The 21,659-nt window shown below is 71.1% G+C and carries 18 protein-coding genes, 1 tRNA gene and 1 pseudogene; 14 read left to right on the top strand and 6 right to left on the bottom strand.

Features of this window, described 5'->3' with window-relative positions:
* Positions 1–7: 7 nt before the first annotated feature.
* The 3 genes from ACFWSK_RS28920 to ACFWSK_RS28910 are packed head-to-tail and all read left to right on the top strand — an operon-like array spanning position 8 to position 3,284.
* A complete protein-coding gene (locus tag ACFWSK_RS28920; RefSeq protein WP_383792288.1) occupies positions 8–1,006 on the top strand; it encodes a carbohydrate ABC transporter permease in 999 nt (332 codons plus the stop codon).
* Positions 1,007–1,034: 28 nt separating this feature from the next.
* The gene (locus ACFWSK_RS28915) at positions 1,035–1,874 is read left to right on the top strand and encodes a carbohydrate ABC transporter permease (protein ID WP_383792303.1); all 840 of its coding nucleotides are present in this window, start codon (positions 1,035–1,037) and stop codon (positions 1,872–1,874) included.
* Positions 1,875–1,928: 54 nt separating this feature from the next.
* Entirely contained in the window at positions 1,929–3,284 is a 1,356-nt protein-coding gene (locus ACFWSK_RS28910) for a GH1 family beta-glucosidase (protein ID WP_383792286.1), read from the top strand.
* Between the two features lie 25 nt (positions 3,285–3,309).
* Here ACFWSK_RS28910 and ACFWSK_RS28905 read toward each other — a convergent pair whose 3' ends face one another.
* Positions 3,310–4,329 (bottom strand): LacI family DNA-binding transcriptional regulator, encoded by a 1,020-nt coding sequence (locus tag ACFWSK_RS28905; RefSeq protein WP_383792284.1) that lies wholly within the window; start codon positions 4,327–4,329, stop codon positions 3,310–3,312.
* A gap of 134 nt (positions 4,330–4,463) precedes the next feature.
* Here ACFWSK_RS28905 and ACFWSK_RS28900 point away from each other — a divergent pair, with 134 nt between their 5' ends.
* The 3 genes from ACFWSK_RS28900 to ACFWSK_RS28890 all read left to right on the top strand — a co-directional run bounded on the left by ACFWSK_RS28900 (position 4,464) and on the right by ACFWSK_RS28890 (position 6,672).
* Positions 4,464–4,793, top strand: coding sequence for a DUF6412 domain-containing protein (locus tag ACFWSK_RS28900; RefSeq protein WP_383792281.1), 330 nt, complete (start codon positions 4,464–4,466; stop codon positions 4,791–4,793).
* 113 nt (positions 4,794–4,906) lie between these two features.
* On the top strand, positions 4,907–5,677 hold the full coding sequence (locus ACFWSK_RS28895; protein ID WP_383792279.1) for a YidC/Oxa1 family membrane protein insertase: 771 nt from the start codon (positions 4,907–4,909) through the stop codon (positions 5,675–5,677).
* Between the two features lie 137 nt (positions 5,678–5,814).
* The gene (locus ACFWSK_RS28890; protein WP_383792276.1) at positions 5,815–6,672 is read left to right on the top strand and encodes a fumarylacetoacetate hydrolase family protein; all 858 of its coding nucleotides are present in this window, start codon (positions 5,815–5,817) and stop codon (positions 6,670–6,672) included.
* Positions 6,673–7,003: 331 nt separating this feature from the next.
* Here the strand turns inward: ACFWSK_RS28890 and ACFWSK_RS28885 are convergent, their stop codons facing one another.
* Both ACFWSK_RS28885 and ACFWSK_RS28880 read right to left on the bottom strand, forming a co-directional pair.
* Positions 7,004–7,483, bottom strand: a complete 480-nt coding sequence (locus tag ACFWSK_RS28885; protein ID WP_383792273.1) for a heme-degrading domain-containing protein — start codon at positions 7,481–7,483, stop codon at positions 7,004–7,006.
* Complete coding sequence (locus tag ACFWSK_RS28880) at positions 7,480–8,592, bottom strand: Gfo/Idh/MocA family oxidoreductase (RefSeq protein WP_383792270.1); 1,113 nt, start codon at positions 8,590–8,592, stop codon at positions 7,480–7,482. The genes ACFWSK_RS28885 and ACFWSK_RS28880 overlap by 4 nt, the downstream gene beginning before the upstream one ends.
* A 56-nt stretch (positions 8,593–8,648) precedes the next feature.
* On the opposite strand from ACFWSK_RS28880, the gene ACFWSK_RS28875 reads away from it, so the two are divergent.
* The 7 genes and pseudogenes from ACFWSK_RS28875 (at position 8,649) to ACFWSK_RS28845 (ending at position 15,648) form a co-directional block, all read left to right on the top strand.
* A complete protein-coding gene (locus tag ACFWSK_RS28875; RefSeq protein WP_383792266.1) occupies positions 8,649–9,791 on the top strand; it encodes an ROK family protein in 1,143 nt (380 codons plus the stop codon).
* Between the two features lie 316 nt (positions 9,792–10,107).
* A complete protein-coding gene (locus tag ACFWSK_RS28870) occupies positions 10,108–11,220 on the top strand; it encodes a hypothetical protein (RefSeq protein WP_383792263.1) in 1,113 nt (370 codons plus the stop codon).
* Positions 11,221–11,283: 63 nt separating this feature from the next.
* Positions 11,284–11,985 (top strand): annotated as a pseudogene (locus ACFWSK_RS28865) (GntR family transcriptional regulator); the annotation flags it as partial.
* 188 nt (positions 11,986–12,173) lie between these two features.
* Positions 12,174–12,962, top strand: a complete 789-nt coding sequence (locus ACFWSK_RS28860) for an HAD-IIA family hydrolase (RefSeq protein ID WP_383792260.1) — start codon at positions 12,174–12,176, stop codon at positions 12,960–12,962.
* A 104-nt stretch (positions 12,963–13,066) separates the two neighbouring features.
* A complete protein-coding gene (locus tag ACFWSK_RS28855) occupies positions 13,067–13,606 on the top strand; it encodes a hypothetical protein (protein ID WP_383792257.1) in 540 nt (179 codons plus the stop codon).
* A 1-nt stretch (position 13,607) separates the two neighbouring features.
* The gene (locus ACFWSK_RS28850; RefSeq protein WP_383792254.1) at positions 13,608–14,294 is read left to right on the top strand and encodes a class F sortase; all 687 of its coding nucleotides are present in this window, start codon (positions 13,608–13,610) and stop codon (positions 14,292–14,294) included.
* A 313-nt stretch (positions 14,295–14,607) separates the two neighbouring features.
* Positions 14,608–15,648 (top strand): glycoside hydrolase family 6 protein, encoded by a 1,041-nt coding sequence (locus tag ACFWSK_RS28845; protein WP_383792252.1) that lies wholly within the window; start codon positions 14,608–14,610, stop codon positions 15,646–15,648.
* 67 nt (positions 15,649–15,715) lie between these two features.
* Here the strand turns inward: ACFWSK_RS28845 and ACFWSK_RS28840 are convergent, their stop codons facing one another.
* The 3 genes from ACFWSK_RS28840 to ACFWSK_RS28830 all read right to left on the bottom strand — a co-directional run bounded on the left by ACFWSK_RS28840 (position 15,716) and on the right by ACFWSK_RS28830 (position 20,157).
* Complete coding sequence (locus ACFWSK_RS28840; RefSeq protein WP_383792249.1) at positions 15,716–17,650, bottom strand: galactose oxidase-like domain-containing protein; 1,935 nt, start codon at positions 17,648–17,650, stop codon at positions 15,716–15,718.
* Positions 17,647–19,569 carry a glycosyltransferase family 2 protein gene (locus ACFWSK_RS28835; RefSeq protein ID WP_383792246.1) on the bottom strand — a complete coding sequence of 641 codons (1,923 nt, stop codon included), beginning with the start codon at positions 19,567–19,569 and terminating at the stop codon, positions 17,647–17,649. The genes ACFWSK_RS28840 and ACFWSK_RS28835 overlap by 4 nt, the downstream gene beginning before the upstream one ends.
* A 514-nt stretch (positions 19,570–20,083) precedes the next feature.
* Positions 20,084–20,157: transfer RNA gene (locus ACFWSK_RS28830), tRNA-Lys, on the bottom strand.
* A gap of 185 nt (positions 20,158–20,342) precedes the next feature.
* Here ACFWSK_RS28830 and ACFWSK_RS28825 point away from each other — a divergent pair.
* Positions 20,343–21,635 (top strand): peptidoglycan-binding protein, encoded by a 1,293-nt coding sequence (locus ACFWSK_RS28825; RefSeq protein WP_383792243.1) that lies wholly within the window; start codon positions 20,343–20,345, stop codon positions 21,633–21,635.
* Positions 21,636–21,659: the final 24 nt, after the last annotated feature.

Here is a 21,659-nt window from a genome sequence, read left to right as displayed (position 1 = left end):
CACCACCATGACCACCACCGCTGCCCCCGACCACACGGGCGCGCGGACAGCGCCGAAGGACCACCCCGGAGCGGAGCCCCGCAGGCGCCGCTCCGGGCGGCTGCGCCGCATCGGCCTGCCCTACCTGCTGCTGCTTCCCGCCGTCCTGCTGGAACTCCTCGTCCACCTGGTGCCGATGGTCATCGGCATCGTCGTCAGCTTCAGGGAACTCACCCAGTTCTACCTCCGCGACTGGACCACCGCGCCCTGGGCCGGCCTGGACAACTACGCCCTCGCGGTCGACTTCGACGCCCCCGTTGGCGAGGCGCTGCTCAAGTCCTTCGTCACCACCTGCGTCTTCACCGTGGCCTCGGTCGCCCTCTGCTGGCTCCTCGGCACGGCCGCCGCGATCTTCATGCAGGAGAGCTTCCGCGGCCGGGGCTTCCTGCGCACCCTGTTCCTCGTGCCGTACGCGCTGCCCGTCTACGCGGCGGTCATCACCTGGGCGTTCATGTTCCAGCGGGACAACGGCCTGATCAACCACGTGATCCACGACCAGCTGGGGCTCACCGACAGCCCGCCGTTCTGGCTGATCGGTGAGAACAGCTTCGTCACCCTGCTCGTCGTGGCGGTGTGGAAGGGCTGGCCGTTCGCCTTCCTCATCATGATGGCCGGGCTCCAGAACATCCCCCGGGAGATCTACGAGGCCGCCGCACTCGACGGGGCGGGCGTCTGGCAGCAGATCCGCCGCATCACGCTGCCCTCGCTGCGCCCGGTCAACCAGGTCCTGGTCCTCGTCCTGTTCCTGTGGACCTTCAACGACTTCAATACGCCGTTCGTGCTCTTCGGCAAGTCGGCGCCCGAGTCGGCGGACCTGATCTCGATCCACATCTACCAGTCCTCGTTCCAGACCTGGAACTTCGGCACGGGCTCCGCCATGTCGGTCCTGCTGCTCCTGTTCCTGCTGGTCGTCACGGGGCTCTACCTCCTCTTCACCTCACGGGGAAGGAAGGCCACCGATGTCTAGCCACTCCCGGCAGCGGCCCCGCTCGCCCATGGCGCCACCGCAGTCGTTCCTGTGGAGCCGGCGGATCTTCCTGTCGCTCCTCACCGTGTTCGTGGTGCTGCCGGTCTTCGTGATGGTCTCCAGCTCGCTCAAGCCGCTCCAGGACGTCTCGGGGAAGTTCCAGTGGGTCCCCTCGGGGCTCACCGTGCGCCCCTACTTCGACATCTGGGAGACCGTCCCGCTCGCCGACTACTTCGTGAACTCGCTGATCGTGGCCGGCTCCGCGACCGTCCTGTCCGTGGTCATCGCCGTCTTCGCGGCCTACGCCGTCAGCCGCTACACCTTCCGCGGCAAACGCGTCTTCACCGTGACCGTGCTGTCGACCCAGATGTTCCCCGGCATCCTCTTCCTGCTGCCGCTCTTCCTCATCTACGTCAACATCGGCAACGCCACCGGCATCGCGCTCTTCGGTTCACGGGCCGGGCTGATCCTCACCTACCTGACCTTCTCGCTGCCGTTCTCCATCTGGATGCTCATCGGGTACTTCGACTCCGTACCCCGGGATCTCGACGAGGCGGCCAAGGTCGACGGATGCGGACCGCTCGGGGCGCTGTTCCGCGTCATCGTGCCCGCCGCGATCCCTGGCATCGTCGCCGTCGCCGTCTACGCGTTCATGACCGCCTGGGGCGAAGTGCTCTTCGCCTCCGTCATGACCAACGACGCCACCCGGACGCTCGCCGTCGGCCTCCAGGGCTACTCCACCCAGAACGACGTGTACTGGAACCAGATCATGGCCGCCTCCCTCGTCGTGAGCGTGCCCGTCGTCGCCGGATTCCTCCTCCTCCAGCGCTACCTCGTCTCCGGCCTGACCGCCGGCGCCGTCAAGTAGCCGCAGCGGTCCCGCGCCCCTGCCTCCCGCCTGAACAACCCAGAGAGGTCCTCTGTGTCCGCACCCATCGACCTTGCCGCTTTCCCCCGCGACTTCGCCTGGGGGACCGCCACCTCCGCCTACCAGATCGAGGGCGCCGTCACGGCGGACGGCCGGGGCCCCTCCATCTGGGACACGTTCTCCCACACCCCCGGGAAGACCGGCAACGGCGACCACGGGGACGAGGCATGTGACCACTACCACCGGTGGCCCGAGGACATCTCCCTCATGAAACGGCTCGGCACCGACACCTACCGCCTCTCCCTCGCCTGGCCCCGGGTCCTCCCCGGCGGGGACGGGCCGGTCAACGACGCCGGACTCGACTTCTACGACCGCCTCGTCGACGGGCTCCTCGACGCCGGCATCACCCCGTCGGTCACCGTCTACCACTGGGACCTTCCCCAGGCGCTCCAGGACCGGGGCGGCTGGGCGGAACGCGACACGGCCGAACACCTCGGCGCGTACGCCTCCGTCGTCGCCGGACGCCTCGGCGACCGGGTCACCCAGTGGGCCACCCTGAACGAGCCGCTCTGCTCCGCCTGGATCGGCCACCTCGAAGGCCGGATGGCCCCGGGCATCACCGACCTCACGACCGCCGTCCGGTCCTCGTACCACCTGCTGCTCGCCCACGGCCTCGCCACCCAGGCGATCCGCGCGGCGGCCCCCGGCGCGCAGATCGGCCTCGTCACCAACCACTCGACGGTGGCCGCGGCCTCCACCCGCTCCGAGGACATCGCGGCGGCCGTCCGCATGGACGGGCACACCAACCGCTGGTGGCTGGACCCCGTGTACGGCAGGGGCTTCCCCGCGGACATGCGCGAGGTGTACGGGGTCGACCTCCCCGAGCGCCCCGGGGACCTCGGCACGATCGCCGAGCCCCTCGACTGGCACGGACTCAACTACTACTTCCCCGCGACCGTCACCGACGACCCCGAGGGGCCCGCCCCGTACGCCCGGGAGATCCGCCTGCCGGACGTGCCGCGCACCGGGCTCGACTGGCAGATCGACGCCGACGGCCTGGAGGCGCTGCTGATGCGCCTCACGGACGACTACGGAGCCGGCCGGATCTACGTCACCGAGAACGGCTCGGCCTTCCCGGACAGCCGGAGCCCCGACGGCGCCGTCCACGACCCCGAAAGGACCCACTACCTGGAGCAGCACGTGGCCGCCTGCGCCCGTGCCGTCCGCAAGGGGGCGCCGCTGGCCGGGTACTACGCCTGGTCCCTGCTCGACAACTTCGAGTGGGCGTACGGCTACGAGCCGCGCTTCGGTCTCGTCCACGTCGACTACCCCACGCAGACCCGCACCATCAAGAGCAGCGGTCACCGGTACGCCGAGCTCATCCGCGCCCACCGGCAGGCGCACGCCTGACAGCCGCCGGGCGGGCCGGCCGGGTTCAGGCGGACTCGCGGACGACCAGTTCCGGGGCGAAGACCGTGGACGTGGGCTCGCCGCGCAGACCCCGTACATGCTCTTCGAGCAGCTGGGCCATGGTCGCCGCCATCCGCTCGACCGGCTGGCGCACCGTGGTCAGCGGCGGCCGGCACGTCACGGCGATGCTCGAATCGTCGAAGCCGATGACCGCCACGTCCTGCGGGATGCGCCTGCCCTGCTCCCGCAGGACCTGGCAGGCGCCCTGCGCCATCAGATCGTTGGCCGCGAACACCCCGTCGATGCCGGGGTGTTCCGCCAGCAGCCGGGCCATCGCCACGGCGCCGCTGTCGAGGGTGAAGCTGCCCTCGGCGACCGGAGGGTGCTGCTGCCCGGCCAGGGCCAATGTGTCCCGGAAGCCGTCGAGCCGGGCGCGCGCGGCCGGGATGTCCAGGGGAGCGCGGATCGTGGCGATCCGGCGGCACCCCCTGGCCAGCAGGTGCTCGGCCGCCAGCCGGGCGCCGGCGTAGTGGTCCAGGTCGACGAAGCTGACCGGCTGCGGCCGGTCCGGACGGGCGAACAGGACGGTGGGCACCCCGGCGGCGGTCAACAGGTGCGGCAGGGGATCGGCGGTCTGGATGGAGACCACCAGCGCGCCGTCCGCGCCGCCCTGCCGCAGATAGTCGACGGCCTGCTCCCGGGCCTGCTCCGACTCGGCGAACATCAGCACCGGATGCGTGCCGTGGGCCCGCAGGTGTCCCAGGACCCCGCTGACGACCCGGCCGAAGAACGGGTCGGCGAAGACCCGGGCGGCGAACGCGTCCCCCGCGCCCGAGACGATGAGCGCCACGGTCCCGGCGCGCCGGGTGACCAGGGCCCTGGCCGCCCGGTTGGGGGCGTATCCCGTCCGGTCGATCGCGTGCCGGACCAGATCCTGGATGCCGGGGTCGACGTTGCGTACCCCGTTCACGACCCGCGACACCGTCGCCCGGGACACCCCCGCCTCCCGCGCGACGTCTTCGAGCGTCGGGCCCCGTCTGCTCATGGCTTGAACCTTAAAGGGCTCGCGGGAGCGGCCGGGCCCGGCCGCGGCATCGTGTATAACGGCGTGAGGGGCGAACGCGTGTGCGCGCGCCCCACAGGACCGTGACCGTGGTGACTGTGGTGAGGGAGGGGCCGATGGGCGACGCGAACCGTCTCCGTGGCGCCTTCGCCCGGCTGCTCCGGCCCCTCGGTCTGATCGTGCTCTTCCTCACCGAGGTCCTCCTCGCCGAAGGCGGCAGCCTCTCCGCCGCGGTCGCGCTCGCCGCGACCGCCGCAGCCGGTACCGCCCTCCTCGCCTCCGCCGTCATCAGCGCGCGCTGCGCCGCCCCCGTGCCCCGCACCCGGGTCCGCACAGCCATCCGCGACCGGGAGAAACGCACCGCGTTCCTGCCCCAGCGGGACCCCGACGCACGGGGCCGCACCAGGCCCCGGGCGCCCGGCCGCGCCCTCCTGACGGCCACGTAGGGGCTTCACCGCACCAAGAAGTCGCACCGAGCACCACACGTGCACCCCACGTGGGCCGTCCTGCCGAGTCCGTACGTACTCCCGGCACGACGAGACCCCCGGAGGGCTCACCCATGTCCGCATTCATGTCCGCCTTCGCGAGCCTGGTCGGCTCGCTCGCCGACCTGCTCCAGCCGTTCTTCCAGACGGCGTCCACCGCCGCCGCGATCGTCCTGTTCACCGCGCTCGTACGGCTGGCCGTGCACCCCCTGTCCCGGGCGGCCGCCCGTGGGCAGAAGGCGCGGACCAGGCTCCAGCCGCAGATCACCGCACTGCGCAAGAAGCACGCCAAGAACCCCGAGCGGATGCAGAAGGCGCTCATGGAACTGCACGCCGCGGAGAAGGTCTCCCCGCTCTCCGGATGCCTCCCGAGCCTGCTCCAGGCGCCCGCGTTCTTCCTGCTCTACCACCTGTTCTCCAGCGCGCGGATCGGCGGCGAGCCCAACGCCCTCCTCGGGCACCGGCTCTTCGAGTCCCCGCTCGGCGCCCGCTGGCACGACGCGCTCGGCGAGGGCGGTGTGTTCGGTGCGCAGGGGCTCGTCTACCTGGCGCTCTTCGTGATCGTCGCGGCCGTCGCCACCTTCAGCTACGGACGTACGAAGCGTCAGTTGGCCGCCACCCCGATGATGCCCGCCACGGGCCCCGACGGGCAGCCGGTGCCGGGCGTGGCCGCGATGACGAAGCTGATGCCGCTGATGTCCTTCATGACGCTCTTCACCGTGGCCTTCGTACCGCTCGCCGCCGCCCTCTACGTGGTGACCAGCACCACCTGGACCGCGATCGAACGGGCCTGCCTGTACCGCGACATGACGGCTCCGGGCACCGCCGTCACGACCGCGGCGTGAGTAGCCGGGGCGGCTGCGCCGGTCCAGTGTGTGAACAGGGTCTTGCCAGGTGATCCGATGTCTTGGAGGATCGGCCAAGCCCATTCGATGGCCGCAACCACCGGCGGGCTCGATCTCGACCAAGGGGAGATGGACCGTTGAAGCTGCTTCGTGTCGGTACGGCGGGCGCGGAACGCCCTGCGCTGCTTGACCAGGACGGAACCCTGCGCGACCTGTCGGGCCTCGTCGGCGACATCGACGGCGGGCTGCTCGCCGACGCGCCGGCGCTCGCCCGGATACGGGCCGCGGCCGGGGCGGGCGAGCTGCCCGTGCTCGCCGCGGAGGGGCTGCGGGTCGGACCACCGCTCGCCCGGATCGGCAAGATCGTGTGCATCGGGCTGAACTACCACGACCACGCCACGGAGACCGGTGCGGCGATCCCGTCGGAGCCGATCCTGTTCTTCAAGGCGCCGGACACCGTCGTGGGTCCGCAGGACACGGTGCTGGTGCCGCGCGGCTCCCGCAAGACCGACTGGGAGGTCGAGCTCGCGGTCGTCATCGGACGGACCGCCCGCTACCTGGAGTCGGCCGAGGAGGGGCTCGCGCACGTGGCCGGGTACGCGACGGCGCACGACGTCTCCGAGCGCGAGTTCCAGATCGAGCGCGGCGGCACCTGGGACAAGGGCAAGAACTGCGAGACGTTCAACCCGCTGGGTCCCTGGCTGGTGACCGCCGACGAGGTGCCGGACCCGCAGGCGCTGTCGCTGAGGCTCTGGGTCAACGGAGAGCTGAAGCAGGACGGCAGCACCGCCGACCAGATCTTCCCGGTGGGGGAGGTCGTCCGCTATCTCAGCCACTTCATGACGCTGTACCCGGGTGACGTCATCAACACCGGTACGCCGGCGGGGGTCGCCATGGGGCAGCCCGAGCCCAAGCCGTATCTGAAGGCGGGCGACGTCGTCGAGCTGGAGATCGAGGGGCTCGGACGGCAGCGGCAGGAACTGAAGGACGCCTGACGGCCCTTGTGGGCAGTCGCGTGAGCAAGGAAAGATCGGAGGGGTGAGGGCCTCTTCGTATGCAGGTGGGCGGGCCGGGAAGCGCACAGGCTTCCGGCCCGCCCGCCGGTCCGCCGACTGGGGTGTCGACCCACCCAGGCCGTTGTTGCAAGTTGCTTGCAACAACAATCACGATGCAACACTATGGATTCGGGCGGGGCCGGCCCGTCAGCTTTCGCGAGGCCGGCGCCTCGGCGTGCTGTCCTTCCGACAGGTGATCGTCTTCCACCGGCGCCCGCCGGCCCGGTCGGCCCCGCCCACCGCTCTCCCGGTTCCTGCTCTCCCGCGCGGGTCAGCCGCCGAGCTTCGTGGCGAACTGCTCCAGTGCCTCGACGACCAGCGCGTGATCCTCGGCCTGCGGCAGACCGGAGACCGTGACCGAGCCGATCACACCCGCGCCCTCGACCGCGATCGGGAACGAACCGCCGTGCGCGGCGTAGACGTCCGGGTCCAGGCGCGAGGACTCCTCGAACGTGGTGCCCTTCGCCCGGAAGCGGGTGCCGACCAGGTACGAACTCTCCGCGTACCGCTCGACGACCCGGCGCTTACGGTCGATCCAGGCGTCGTTGTCAGCGGTCGAACCGGGCAGTGCCGCATGGAACAGCTGCTGCGCGCCGCGCCGGATGTCGATCGCGACCGGGGCGTGCCGGGCGCGCGCCAGCGCGACGAGCAGACCGCCGAGTGCGTACGCGTCGTCGTAACCGAAGTGCGGCAGCGTCAGGCTGCGCTCCTGGGCGATGAGCTCGGAGATGGTCGGAGCGGTGGGGTTCATACGGAGTGCTCCTCGTCGGGGTGGGGGAGAAGGGTCACGGAGGTGCCCTCGCGCGCGGAGCGGCGGGCGGCCTCCAGGACGTCCAGGGCGGCCGCGGCCTGGAGAGCGGTCACCGGATTCTCGCCGGTGCCGCGCAGGGCGGCGGTCACCGCCGCGTAGTACGCGGGGTAGTCGCCCGGGAGGGAACGGACCGGGTCGCCGCCGTCGGTCAGGGGCGACTCGCCCGAACCGAGCCGGCCCCACAGCTCCTGCGGCTCCTCGCCCCAGGGCTCGCCCGCGGCGGGGCGCAGGCCCTCGCGGAGGGCGGCCTCCTGCGGGTCCAGGCCGTACTTCACGTACCCGGCCCTGGAGCCGAGCACGCGGAAGCGGGGACCGAGCTGGGCCGTGGTGGCGCTGACGTAGAGATGCGAGCGCACCCCGTTGGCGTGCGTGATCGCGACGAAGGTGTCGTCGTCGGCCGAAGCACCCGGACGGCGTACGTCGCACTCCGCGTACACCTGCACCGCGGGCCCGAACAGGGTGAGCGCCTGGTCGACGACATGGCTGCCCAGGTCGTACAGCAGCCCGCCGATCTCCAACGGGTCGCCGGACTCGCGCCAGCCGCCCTTGGTCTGCGGGCGCCACCGCTCGAACCGGGACTCGAAGCGCTGCACGTCGCCGAGCTCACCGTCGGCGATCAGGCGGGCGAGGGTGCGGAAGTCGTTGTCCCAGCGGCGGTTCTGGAAGACCGAGAGCAGCAGGCCGCGTTCGTCGGCGAGCGCGGCGAGCTCCCGCGCCTCGGCGGCGGTGCCCGCGATCGGCTTGTCCACCACCACTGGCAGACCGGCCTGGAGCGCGGCCTTCGCGAGCGCGACGTGGGTCTTGTTGGGAGAGGCGATCACGATCAGGTCGAGCTCGTCCGCGCGCGGCCAGAGCTCGTCGGGCGAGGCGGCGAACCGTACGTCAGGGAACTCGGCGCGGGCCTGTGCCCGCCGCTCCTCGTTCGACGTGACGACCGTGTCCAGGACGAGACCCTCGGTCGTGGCGATCAGCGGGGCGTGGAAGACGGAGCCGGCCAGGCCGTATCCGACGAGTGCGACCCGGAGTGGGGCATTGGGGTTCCCAGTCATGCCTGCCACTTAAGCAACGCTGTTGCCAAAGTGCAAGCGGCGGGGACAATGGGGCCGTGAACAGAAGCAATACCAGGAGCGGCAGCGGAGCCAACCTCCCGACACTGCGCCACCACAACGCCGCGCTCGTGCTGGATCTGCTGCGCGCGGCGGGCGAGCGCGGGATCAGCCGGCTGGAACTGGCCGAGCGGACGGGGCTCACCCCGCAGGCCGTCAGCAAGATCACCACCCGGCTGCGGGCGGAGGGGATGGCGGCGGAGGCGGGCCACCGCGCGTCCACGGGCGGCAAACCGCGCACGGTGCTCCGGCTGGTCCCGGACGCGGGGTACGCGGTGGGGCTCCACCTGGACCGCGACGAGCTGACGGCCGTCCTGGTCGACCTGGCCGGCACGCCGGTGGCCGCCCGGACGTCACCCCTCGACCTCGGCGCCCCGGCGGACGAGGTGGTCGCGGACGCGGCGGAGGCGGCGGACGCGGTACGGGGGCAGCGGCCGGTGTTCGGGCTGGGTGTCGCCATGCCGGGGCCGCTGGACCACCGGGGCGGGGTGCTGCACCGGGTGACGGGGTTTCCGCAGTGGGACGGCTATCCGCTGCGGGACGCGCTGGCCGCGCGGACCGGACTGCCGGTCGTCGTCGACAAGGACACCAACGCGGCGGCGCTCGGGCTGGCCCTGCGGGAGCCGGGCGGAAGCGACTTCGCGTACCTCCACCTGGGGACCGGCCTCGGCGCGGGGCTCGTCCTGGGCGGCGCACTGCACCGGGGGGCGCGTACGGGGGCGGGGGAGTTCGGCCACCAGACGCTGCAACTGGACGGACCGCTGTGCGAGTGCGGGGGCCGCGGCTGCATCGAGGCCCTGTGCCTGGCCGCGGTGGCACGCGGCGATGTCGCGGAGGCGGTGCGGGTGCTGGGGGCGGGTGCGGCGAACCTGGTCGGGCTGCTCGACATCGACCGGGTGGTCCTGGGCGGGCGGATCGTGGCGGCGGACGAGGAGGCGTACGTACGGGGCGTCCGGGCGGTGATCGAGGACCGGGCCCGCCGCGAGGGAACCGGCCGCCCGACTCCGGTGGCCGTCGCCGGCGGGGGTGACCGTCCGGTCGCGGAGGGAGCAGCCCAGTTGGTGCTGGCACCGGTGTTCGGCCGGGTGAACGAGGCGGGGGCCCCGCCGGAGGCCGTGTCCTCGATCGCTGGACGGGCTTGATCTTGCTGGTCGTGTGGGAAAAGGGTGGGTGCTGCGGCCCCGCGGTGCCCTCTCGGCCCGTCCGGCGTCCGAGGACCGAAGCGTTGCCATGAGGGGGCGGCGCGATGAAAGTCCAGCCCGTCCGCGAAGACCTCGGCCCGTCCGGCCGGAGGCCGACGCGGGGCCGGACGCGGGGCCGGACGAGGGGCGCAAGGGCTCCGTACGGACGACCGCACCGGCATGTCGGCCCGCTTCGCCCGCGCGCGCGTGGCAGCGTCGCCGACCACAGCCGAGGCCCCCGCCCCGGTCGTTCGCGAGCAGCAAAGGGTGACCCCCTATGCCCCCCAAGCCCCCCGCACGGCTGCGCGACGGCCGTGCCCTCATCACTCTCGGGACCTTCGGCCCCGCGGCCGGCATCGCCGCGGCGGCCGTCCTCCTCGTCGGAGCCGCCCCCGCCGGCGCCGCCGCGTCCTCCGTCAGTGCCGGCCGGCAACCCGGCTGCGGCGACCCGAACGCCGACGAGTTCCCCATCGAGACCCGGATCCACGGCGGCCCCGACACGTACGCCTCCGGCGGCGGATACGGGATCTGGTTCCTCGACCTCACCAACACCACGTCCGAGCCGTGCCGGGCCGTCCACCCGGTCCTCGTGCTGACCGATCAGGACCGGAAGCTCGCCGCCGACCAGATCCGGCTGGAGTTCTCCGAGCGGACCAAGCGCGCCGACCCCGACGCGGAGTACCGCGTCACGTGGGAGACCACGGACCGGGACGAGCAGATCGGCGTCTTCGGAGGGGGCGAGGAGGACGAGGACTTCCCCGGCTTCACCGTGCCCGCCGGACGTACGGTCACCGTCCAGGTCCGGATGGCCTTCACCTCCGACACCGAACCGGGCAAGGTCACCGTCAACGCCGCCGTCGTCCACCGGCACAAGGGCGGCGACGGCAGGGACGGCGAATGGGTCGGGGAGTCCGGCGGATACCCCTTCGTCATCGTCGACGGAGACGTGGACGGAGACGGAGAGGCGGACGTGGGCGAGGACGTGGGCGAGGACGTGGACGTGGACGTGGACGCCGGAAGCGACAGCGGCACCGACGACGACCGGGAAGCCGGCACCGACGACGACCGGGAAGCCGGCACCGACACCGGCACCGGCACCGGCACCGACACCGGCACGGGCACCGACACCGGCACCGGCACCGCCCCCGACACCGACACCCGCACCGCCCCCGGCACCGACACTGACACCGGCACCGGCACCCGCACCGCCCCCGATCCCGACCCAGGCACCGGAACAGCCCCCCGCGACGTCGCGGGCAACCCCCTCCCCGAGCTGGCCCGCACCGGACAGGACCCGGTCCTGCCGCTCGGATTCGTCACCGGCGTGCTGATCATCGGCGGGGCCGCCGTCGTGACCCGGGCGGAACGCGCCCGCCGCGAGCAGGACTGACCCCGGGACCGGCCCCCGTCCGTCCGCACCGTCGCGTTCATATGCGTCTGCCACCATCGGGCCGTGGACTATCCGAACGACCAGGCACCTGGCGCACCGATCCGCTCCGGTATTCCGGAGCACGGCCGTATCCCCAAGTGCTACGCCGTCAAAGCTCATGTCTCCGTCCTGATCGACGAGTTGGGCGAAGGCGGTTCGCTGCCCACCGAGCGCGACCTGGCCCTGCGCTACGAGGTATCGCGCGAGACCGTGCGGCAGGCACTGCGCGAACTGCTGCTGGAGGGGCGGCTGCGCCGCCGCGGCCGCGGCACCGTCGTCGCCGGGCCCAAGCTGGAGCAGCCGCTGTCGCTCGCCAGCTACACCGAGGGCGTCCGCCGTCAGGGCCGCAGGCCCGGCCGTACGCTCATCGGCCTCGACCGGTTCCCCTGCCCCGAGGCGCTCGCCGCCGAAATCGGAGTCACCCGCGGCGAACCGGTCTGGCATCTGGAGCGCGTCCTGCTCGCCGACGACGAACGGGTCGGCCTGGAGAGCACCTACGTCTCCGTCGCCCGTGTCCCGCGCCTGGACTCGGAGTTCGACCCCGACTCCTCCTTCTACGCCTACCTCCACGACTGCCTGGGCATCTCCTTCGGCGACGGTGACGAGCGCATCGAGACCGTACTGGCCACCCCGCGCGAGGCCCTGCTGATCGGCACCCCGCCCGCGCTGCCGATGCTCCTGATCCACCGGGTCTCCCGGGACACCTCGGGCCTGCCGCTGGAGCGGGGTTCCGCTACACGGCGGGCAACAACTGGTACTGGGTGGTGGACGGAGTCAAGATCAGTTCCTCGTGACCCGCCCGTTCCGCCCGGTCGCACGGGCGGCCTAAAATCGGGACGTCGGCGCTGCACAGCGCGGTGCCGCCGGCGTCCCCGCACATCGCGTGCACAGTACGTACGGCAGGAGCCCGTCACATGGCAGAGCGCAAGCCGATCGAATCCTGGCTGACCGACATGGACGGCGTCCTCATTCATGAGGGCACACCGATTCCCGGCGCGGACGCCTTCATCAAGCGGTTGCGGGACTCCGGGCTGCCCTTCCTGGTCCTCACCAACAACTCCATCTACACGGCACGCGACCTGCACGCCCGGCTCAAGCGCATGGGCCTGGACGTCCCCGTGGCGAACATCTGGACCTCGGCCCTGGCCACCGCCCAGTTCCTGGACGACCAGCGGCCGGGCGGCACGGCGTACGTCATCGGCGAGGCCGGGCTCACCACCGCCCTGCACGACATCGGCTACGTCCTCACGGACCACGCACCCGATTACGTAGTGCTCGGAGAGACGCGTACGTACAGCTTCGAGGCGCTCACCAAGGCGATCCGGCTGATCAACGGCGGCGCCCGCTTCATCTGCACGAACCCGGACGAGACCGGCCCCTCCGCCGAGGGCCCGCTGCCCGCCACCGGCTCGGTCGCCGCCCTGATCACCAAGGCCACCGGCAAGGAGCCGTACTTCGCGGGCAAGCCCAACCCGCTGATGATGCGGACCGGGCTCAACGCCATCGGCGCCCACTCCGAGACCAGCGCCATGATCGGCGACCGGATGGACACCGACGTCCTGGCGGGCCTGGAGGCGGGCATGCAGACCTTCCTCGTCCTCACCGGCCTCACCACCCTGGCCGACATCGACCGGTACCCCTTCCGGCCCTCCACCGTCGTCGACTCCATCGCCGACCTGGTCGACCTCGTCGACCTGCCCTGACACCGGTCCGCGGGGGCCGCGGCGACTCGTGTCGCGACCGGCCTCCGCGTCCTGCGGATGCGAAATGCCGACGCACGGGCGAACCTGCCTTAAGGAGGTTCACCATGCGTTCACTACCCCTCACGTTCTGTGCCGCAGCGGCGGCCGCGGCGACTCTGCTGCCCACGACCGCCGCGCTGGCCGACTCCGAGCCCCAGGGAAGGGTCTCGGTGACCCCGTCCGCCATAGCCCCCGGCGGGGAGGTGGAGCTCTGGGTCGACATCTGCGGCAGAGGCAGGGAGGCCAAGGGCAACTCGGACGCCTTCGTCTCGGAGGCCCACTTCGCCCCCGCCGACGACAAGGGTCTGTTCGCCAAGGCCAAGATCCGCTCCGACGCCGAACCCGGCGACTACGACGTCTGGGTCAACTGCAAGGGCGGCAAGGGCAAGGCGACCGGCAAGCTCACGGTCGTCCACCACCGGCAGCCCTCGCCCATCGCACCCGTCAGGGCCGGCGGCGGTGGCACCGCCAACCTCGCCGACCAGGCAGCCGAGCAGGACGGCCCCGGCACACGGCACGCCGTGACCGGGCTGGTCCTGGGGGCCGTCGCGGTCGTCGCCGTCGCCTTCCGCAGCGTACGGCGCCGTCGCTCGGCCGCGGACTGACGTGTCCGCCTCGGACCGCCCGGCAGGCACCGGGCGGTTGCTCACCGGAGTCGCCTGGGCCGTTCTCCTGCTGGGCCTGTGGCTCTGGGGCCGCGAGATCACGGACGGTCCGGGCGGCAGTTCCGCACCGACGACCGGTGACGTCGCGGCGGTCGGGCGCCCCCTGGGCGTACCGCTGCCCCCGGCGCACAAGCCGCTCGACGGCGCCGAGCCCGAGCGGGTCGAGATCCCCTCGATAGGGGTCGAGGCCCCCGTCGTCCGGCGCGGTCTGGACGAGGGCGGGGGAATCGACCCGCCGCCGTACGCGAAGCCGCAGACCGTCGGCTGGTACGGCAGCGGCACCGAGCCGGGCACCGAGGGCGCCGCGCTCTTCGTCGGCCATGTCGACACGGAGACGAAGCCCGCCGTGTTCTACGGGCTCAGCGCGGCGCGCCCCGGCGAGAAGGTCAGGGTGACCAGGGCCGACGGCACGATCGCGGTGTTCACCATCGACGACGTCCAGGTCTTCACCCGGGAGCGTTTCGACGCCCGTAAGGCGTACGGTCCCCGCGAGGACGGCCGGGCGGAGCTCCGGCTGATCACCTGCGGCGGCACGTACGACCGGAAGTCGCGGTCCTACACGGCCAATGTGGTCGTCTCGGCCTATCTGACGGGCCAGGACAGCGAGGGCGCGAAGCGCCCCGCCTGACGAACGGCACACCGTGAACACCGGGCCCGGCCGGCATCCCCGCTCCCCCTCGGAGCCGTCGGCCGGGCCGGTCCTCGACCGCTGGTGCCCGGGCTGCGGGAGAAGCCGGGCACGGCACGGGAGGTTCGGATGCCTGCCCGACACTGTAGGCACGGAGCTGCCTGCTTACCACGGAACTTGTGACGGGATGTCCTGATATCGAGGTCGCGGCGGGCGCCCGTGCCGCTGTGTCAGGATGGACGGGACCGGGAGTACATCGGCGCGGCCGGAAACGGGCGCGACCAGTGCGACCAGTGCAGCCGAGGGGGAGTGGATGTACGGCAGTTACACCGGCCGGTCCGGCGCGCGCACGCGCCCGGGAACCGGTCTGCGGACCGGTACGGCGGCCGCGATCGGCGCCGTCCTGCTCCTGGCGGGATGCTCCTCGTCCGACGACGGGGAGAAGGACGGCCCGTCCGCCGCCATCGGCCAGCAGCCCAAGGGCGGCGCCCCGTTCTGGGTCGACCCCGACGGCACCGCGGCCCGGCAGGCCGCCGGCTACGCGGAGTACGGCGACGACAGGAACGCCGAGCTGATCAGGAAGATCGCCCGGCAGCCCGTCGGCGAGTGGATCGGCCCGGACAACGCCGAGGACGAGGTGAAGGGCGTCACCGAGGCGGCCGAGAAGGCCGACCGGGAGGCCCTGCTGGTCCTCTACAACATCCCGCACCGCGACTGCGGGCAGTTCTCCAAGGGGGGAGCCTCCGACGGGAACACCTACCGGGCCTGGCTGGAGAACGTGGCCAAGGGCATCGGCGACCGCCGGGCCACGGTGATCCTGGAACCGGACGCGCTGCTGCACCTGGTCGACGGCTGCACACCGCAGGAGTTCCACGAGGAGCGCTACGACCTGCTCAAGGGCGCGGTGCAGCGGCTGAAGCAGCAGCCGGGGACCACGGTCTACGTGGACGCGGGCAACGCGGGCTGGCAGAGCCCCGACGCGCTGTTCGAGCCGCTCCAGCGGGCGGGCGTGGGGGAGGCCGACGGCTTCGCGGTCAATGTGTCCAACTTCCAGACCACGGCGGCCAGTACGGACTTCGGCAAGCGGCTGTCGGCGAAGGTCGGCAACAAGCCCTTCGTGATCGACACCAGCCGCAACGGCAACGGCCCCTACGACGGCGGCGACCCGGCGGAGAACTGGTGCAACCCACCGGGCCGCGCCCTGGGTGAGACGCCGACGACGCGGACCGGTGACGACCTGATCGACGCCTACCTCTGGATCAAGCGCCCCGGCGAATCGGACGGCAATTGCAAGGGCGGCCCGAACGCGGGCGAATGGTGGCCGGAGTACGCGCTCGGCCTGGCCGGCCAGTAGGACGGCCAGGGCACCTTCGAGCCCGCCCGGCGATCGGATGCGGACCGACCGCCGGGCGGCCGGGTGCCTACGGCACCTCCACCCACGTGCCCTCGGACGGTGTGCCCCGGTCGTCGGTCACGAAGAGCATGTACCACCCCGAGGGAACCAGCGCCCGGTTCTTCGGCACCGTCACCGTGACCCCGTCCGCCGACGTCCTGAGATCCAGCGCGACCGTCCGCTGGTCCGTGTCCGTGACGTGCGTGACCGCGCTCGGCCGCATCAGCTTCGCCGACTTCAGGGACGAAGCCTGCCGCGTCGTGAACGTCCCCGTACCGCCGCGCGAGATCCGCTTCGGCCCGCCCGTCAGCTCCGGGCGGCCCGCGCGGTACAGATACGGCGGCGTGTAGATCTCGATGCGCTGCTCGAACGTACCCGGCCGCGTGTTGCCCCGGTCCGAGTACAGCGAGTCCGAGCCGAAGATCATGACCCGGCCGTCCGGCAGCAGGACCGAGCCCGAGTGGTAGTTGCGGCCCACAGCGGGGTCCGCCACCCGCTCGTACGTGTCCGACTTCGCGTCGTACAGCCGCGCCTGGAGCACGTCGGAGCCGTCGCGCCCGCGGTAGTCCTCGGAGCCGCCGGTGACGAGCAGGGAGTCGTCGGGCAGCAGCGAGGCGCTCGGATAGCGGGTGCCGTCCGACAGGGCCGCGCCGTCCACGAACCGCGGCTTCTCGGCCCCGAGGTCGACCAGCCGGGACTTCTCGCTGGACTTCTCGGACTCGCCGACGCCGCCCCCGCCGATGACCATGAACTTCTCGTCCTGGGCGGGTGGCAGCCGTACGGTCGCCGAGGTCTCCATCCTGTCCGGGTCGCTGAGCCCGGGAATCTTCTTGAACGTGTTCGTCCCCAGGTCCCAGACGCCGGGGGCGCGGCCCACGCTCGCGGGCCCGTACCCGGCGTTGGAGCCGGAGTAGAAGAGCTTGCCGTCGTTGAGGAGGAAGACCGCCGGGTAGGTGGGGAACTTCCGGACGATGCCCGTGTACTCCCACTTCTTGGTCTCGGGGTCGTAGATCTCGTCCTTGCCGGGCACGATCTGCCCGATCTCGTCCAGTCCGGAGAGCGCGAGGACCTTGCCGTCCTTCAGGGTGGTCAGCGTGGGGTACCAGCGGGCCTCGTTCATCGGGTCGACGGTGATGTACTTCTCCGCGACCGGGTCGAACTCGTAGGCTTCCCTGATGCCCTGGAAGTCCTTCTTGTCCAGGGCGAGTTTCTGCGCGATCCCGTACACGTTACGGGTGTCGGAGCCGGACAGACCGGCGATCCGGTAGTTGTCCTCGGTGCCCGTCTCGTACTTCATGCCGGACTTCCGGGCCTCGACGTAGATCCGCCCGCGGCCGGGTTCGTTGCGCACGAAGGCCCCGGTGCGCTTGTCGAAGACCTTGGTGGCCTTCTCGACCAGCACGGGGTCCTTGGAGACGAACGTCCTGCCGTTCTCCTTGCCCGTGAACCGGGTGCCGGCCGGCAGGGTGACGGGCTTGTCCGGGTCCTCGTTGTGGACGATCATCAGGCCGCCGGCCTTGGTGACGTCGCCCTCCAGCTTCTCGTACCGCTTGGTGCCGCCGGCTATCAGGAGCTTGCCGTCGGGCAGCTGGGTGTGACCGGCGCAGAACATGTCCTTGGGCGTGGGTATGTTCTTGAACCCGTTCGTCTTCGGGTCCCACAGCACCGACCGGAAGCTCTTCGCGTCGAAGTTCTTCTGGTTGTTGCCCGAGCCCGCGACGAGCAGCACCTTGCCGGTGTGCAGCAGTGCCGCGTGGATCGTGTTGATCCGGAACTCGGCGGGGACGTCGAGGAAGTCCCAGTGACCGTTCGCGGCCTTGTACTCCGCGGTGTTGATCTCGTACGTGTGATAGCGCTCGGTGCCGAAGCGGTACAGCCACGGTCCGTTCGCTCCCGCGAGTGCGAGAACCACCGCCGTACTGATCGCCAGTCGGCGGGTACGGCGGCTCGGACGGTACTTCATTTCTTACGTCCCCCAAGGGCGATCTGCATGGTCTGTTCGTTGTCGGCCGCGCCGGGCCGCTCCTGCGGCAGGGGTCCCGGCCGCGGGGCGGGCGCCCCTCCGTCCGGCGGTCCCGCCCGGCGCTTCCTCCGCTCGGCGCGGACGGTGTGCCGCCACCCGAAGATCGGCGCCGCGGTGATGAGCAGGGCGAGGCAGGCCCAGGTCAGCATCGCGGGATGGCTGTGGCCGAGGAAGAAGGAGGCGGCGATGGAGCCGCCGAAGACGAGAAGGAAGAAGAGGTGGATGCGGAAGGTGCCGAAGAGGGTGTCGGGGCTCGACGAGTCGCCCTTGGGCGTCACCACGAAGGAGCTCTTACGGCGCAGGACGGCGTCCAGCAGGGAGCGTGCGTAGATCGGCGCGGAGAGCGCCGACATCATCATCCCGGCGAGTCCGCCGGAGCCCTCGGGCTCGTGGGGCGAGACGTTGTGGCGGCGGTTCCAGATGTAGAGACCGATCTGGAGAGCGGAGGCGTTGCCGTAGAGCATCATCCAGATCGTCGGGTCGATCTGCACACCGGAGGCGCCCATGCCGAGGAACAGCGCACAACTGAGTGCGGCGAGGATCCAGTTCAGCGCCGACATCGGGTAGAAGATGATCATCATCGTGTAGTTGAAGAGCTTGCCCGCGGGGAGCGAGAACCAGCCCTTCCAGTACTGCTTGAGGATCGTCTCGTACGTCCCGCGCGACCAGCGCAGCTGCTGCGTGAAGAAGTCCGTCCAGGCGGTGGGGCCCTCGCCGACGGCCAGTACGTCGGGGGTGTAGACCGAGCGCCACTTCTTGCCTGTCAGGGGGTTGCGGGCGCGGTGGATCTCGAAGCCGGTCGCCATGTCCTCGGTGATCGAGTCGTAGAGACCGCCGATCTGCTTGAGGGTCGAGATCCGCACGGCGTTGCTCGTGCCGACGAACATGGGGGCGCCGTAGCGGTTGCCGGCGCGCTGGATCAGCGCGTGGAAGAGGAACTGCTGCGACTCGGCGGCCTTCGTGACGAACGTGTCGTAGTTGCCGTAGACCTGCGGACCGATGACGAAACCGACGTCCGGGTCGCGGAAGTAGCCGAGCATCCGCTCCAGATAGTTGGGCAGCGGTACGTGGTCGGTGTCGACGGAGGCGAAGAAGTCGTAGTCCCCGCCGTGCGCGTCGAGCCAGGCGTTGTAGTTGCCGTGCTTCGTCTTCGCGCGGTGCGGGCCCTTCGCCTGGTTCCAGCGCGCGACGCCCTTGCGGGAGAAGTGGTGCACACCGAGCCGCGCGCACACCTCCTTCACCGCGGGATCGTCGCCCTCGTCGAGCAGCCAGACGTGCAGGAGCCCGCGGTGCCGGATGCGCACTGCCGCCTCCAGCGTCTTCGTCACCATCTCCAGGGGCTCCTTGCCCGGCACGAAGGAGGTGAGGAAAGCGACCTTGGTGCCCGTCTCCGGCACCACGGGCACCGGGTCACGGGCCACCAGCGTCGCGTGCGCGTTGGAGAGGACGTTCATCGTGCGGAAGAGCTCGATCAGACCGATCGAGACCAGCATGACGATGTCGAGGATCAGCAGTGTGTCGTTCTCGAGGTTCGGATCGCGCTCCGTCCAGTGCGCCGGCTGCATCAGCCAGGCGAAGAGGCCGAGTGAAACCAGAGGAGCCGCGCCGAGGAGCAGCGCGGCCCTGAAGCGGTGCGGTTCCTGCGAGAGGAGGGAGCGGTAGCGGACCGTGTAGGGACGGCCCGGGTCGGGCTGGGTCAGGGGCCCGGCGAGCCGGCTGTAGTGCTCGTAGTCGTAGCGCGGCAGCGCCTTGTTCGTCTGGCGCCGTCGCTGGCCGGTCCGTAGCTGCGGGGGTATCCGTAGCTGGGTGGTCCGGGACGAGTCGTTGTCCTGCCGGGCGCCTGGCGGCGTCGACGTCATGGGTCATCCCCCCGCACGCATGGTCAGTGCGCGATTGATCGGTCAGTCGTGTGCGGTGGAGCCCCCTGGATCACCGCGCACGCACACAGTGGCGGGCCACCCTCCCACAGACACGGAAAGGAGTCCCTCCGGTTGCATGATGCCCCCTCGGCATTTGTCCGTGAGCGGGACCCCCATCCCGCGGTACACGCAACCGGTCCATCACGCTCCGCCGCCCAACTGCCTGGGTGCGGCGGCCCCCTTGGAGTTGACGGCTCCAGGACAGGTTGTCCGACTTGTCGTGTGATCGCAAGGGTGAAACACGGTGTTTAGCAGGCATGCGCACGGTTTGGCCGATGTGTGCGGAGTGAGAGGGTGGGGCGTGAGGGCGGGGCGTGAGGGGCGCCCGCGCGGGCGCTCGCGAACCGCCCGCCCGCCGCCTCCGTGACGATCCGAAGGGTGCGGGGCGCCGCGCGGGTGCCCGCGCGCACGAACAAGACCCCCTCACGCTCGGTGAGGGGGTCTTGACTCTGCGTGCGCCGTCAGGGACTCGAACCCCGGACCCGCTGATTAAGAGTCAGCTGCTCTAACCAACTGAGCTAACGGCGCCTGCTGACCTGGAGAACTCTACCCGATGGGACACGGTGCCTCTGACCAATTCCGCCGCGCCACGCCCTGTGGGATGGTCGTTTTTTCTCTTTGATCCGTCAAAATGCGTTATGTCAGGAGAGTTGAGACACTGACGCCCGTTGCGGATGCGCCCAAAGATCTTGACGAGCGCGGAGGGGAATCGCATGACTGTGCTGGTCTTCGAGGAGTACGAACCCGCTGTCGACTGCACCTGTGCGGGGTGTGCCGCGCAGCGGCGTACCGCTGCCAGGGCCCTGCCGACGAGGGACGGCGGACATCCGGCAGCGCACGGCGCGCGCCGTGCGCTGGTGCTGGTGACGGCCGCCGGAGTGGTCCTGTCCAGCGGGGCCGCCGAGGCGGCGACCGCGACGGGACACGCCGCGGGACCCGCGCGGACGGACGCGCCGGCCGATCCCGAACCGGCCACCCCGCAGGGGGAGAGAGGTCCGCTCAACGGGGTCGGGTCCTCGGGCCCACCGACCTCGGCGCCGACGTACCGTGCGACGACGCGGGCCGCCATCATCAACCGGGCCAAGGTCTGGGTCTCCGCGCAGGTCCCGTACGGCATGGGGAAGTACTGGTCGGACGGCTATCGACAGGACTGTTCGGGCTACGTCTCGATGGCGTGGGACCTGGGCCGCAACGAGTGGACGGGCAGCCTCGCCCAGTTCGGAACGCGGATCGCCCGGGCGGAGCTGCAGCCCGGCGACATCCTGCTCTTCCACAATACGGCGGACCCGGCCAAGGGCTCGCACGTCACGATCTTCGGCGGCTGGACCGATTACCGGCACACCCACTACACCGCCTACGAGCTCACACGTCCGCGTACGCGCAAGCAGGCGACGCCCATGGCGTACTGGAGCAACTCCGCCCGGTACGTGGCATACCGCTACCGGGGTCTCACGGGCGGGGCGGCCGGCAGCGGCTCATCGACGGCCTTCCCCGGGGCGGGGAAGTTCGGGCCCGGAGCCAACAACACGTACGTCACCCGGCTCGGCAAGTTGCTCGTGGCACGGGGCGGCAAGCGCTTCTACACCCAGGGGCCGGGGCCGCGCTGGGGCGAGGCGGACAGGCGTGCGACCCAGGCGTTCCAGGCGGCCCAGGGCTGGAAGGGCAGGGAGGCCGACGGCATCCCCGGCCCGGACACCTGGCGCCTTCTGGTCACCGGCACGGGGCGCAGCATCCCCGCAGCCGGTACGGGCGGCAGTCCGAATACGGCCCCGGCCTTCCCGGGCCGCGGCTATTTCAAGCCGGGTCAGTACAACAGGCATGTCGCACGGCTCGGCACGCGGTTGGTGAGAAAGGGATACGGCAAGCACTACGTGTCGGGCCCCGGCCCCAGGTGGACCGAGGCGGACCGCCGCAATGTCGAGGCATTCCAGCGGTCCCTGGGCTGGCGCGGCGGCGCGGCCGACGGCTATCCGGGGCCGGAAACCTGGCGGCGGCTCTTCACGTGACGGCACGGACATGACGGAGGCAGG

The organism is Streptomyces sp. NPDC058620 (assembly GCF_042717135.1).
Classification (GTDB): Bacteria; Actinomycetota; Actinomycetes; order Streptomycetales; family Streptomycetaceae; genus Streptomyces.
This window is presented reverse-complemented; position numbering and strand designations above follow the sequence as displayed.

Coding starts and splice junctions, on each gene's coding strand:
- ACFWSK_RS28860 (WP_383792260.1), top strand. CDS start 12,174: ATGGCAGAGCGCAAGCCGATCGAATCCTGGCTGACCGACATGGACGGC.
- ACFWSK_RS28840 (WP_383792249.1), bottom strand. CDS start 17,650: ATGAAGTACCGTCCGAGCCGCCGTACCCGCCGACTGGCGATCAGTACG.
- ACFWSK_RS28855 (WP_383792257.1), top strand. CDS start 13,067: ATGCGTTCACTACCCCTCACGTTCTGTGCCGCAGCGGCGGCCGCGGCG.
- ACFWSK_RS28835 (WP_383792246.1), bottom strand. CDS start 19,569: ATGACGTCGACGCCGCCAGGCGCCCGGCAGGACAACGACTCGTCCCGG.
- ACFWSK_RS28825 (WP_383792243.1), top strand. CDS start 20,343: ATGACTGTGCTGGTCTTCGAGGAGTACGAACCCGCTGTCGACTGCACC.
- ACFWSK_RS28905 (WP_383792284.1), bottom strand. CDS start 4,329: ATGAGCAGACGGGGCCCGACGCTCGAAGACGTCGCGCGGGAGGCGGGG.
- ACFWSK_RS28915 (WP_383792303.1), top strand. CDS start 1,035: ATGGCGCCACCGCAGTCGTTCCTGTGGAGCCGGCGGATCTTCCTGTCG.
- ACFWSK_RS28920 (WP_383792288.1), top strand. CDS start 8: ATGACCACCACCGCTGCCCCCGACCACACGGGCGCGCGGACAGCGCCG.
- ACFWSK_RS28885 (WP_383792273.1), bottom strand. CDS start 7,483: ATGAACCCCACCGCTCCGACCATCTCCGAGCTCATCGCCCAGGAGCGC.
- ACFWSK_RS28845 (WP_383792252.1), top strand. CDS start 14,608: ATGTACGGCAGTTACACCGGCCGGTCCGGCGCGCGCACGCGCCCGGGA.
- ACFWSK_RS28870 (WP_383792263.1), top strand. CDS start 10,108: ATGCCCCCCAAGCCCCCCGCACGGCTGCGCGACGGCCGTGCCCTCATC.
- ACFWSK_RS28880 (WP_383792270.1), bottom strand. CDS start 8,592: ATGACTGGGAACCCCAATGCCCCACTCCGGGTCGCACTCGTCGGATAC.
- ACFWSK_RS28900 (WP_383792281.1), top strand. CDS start 4,464: ATGGGCGACGCGAACCGTCTCCGTGGCGCCTTCGCCCGGCTGCTCCGG.
- ACFWSK_RS28895 (WP_383792279.1), top strand. CDS start 4,907: ATGTCCGCATTCATGTCCGCCTTCGCGAGCCTGGTCGGCTCGCTCGCC.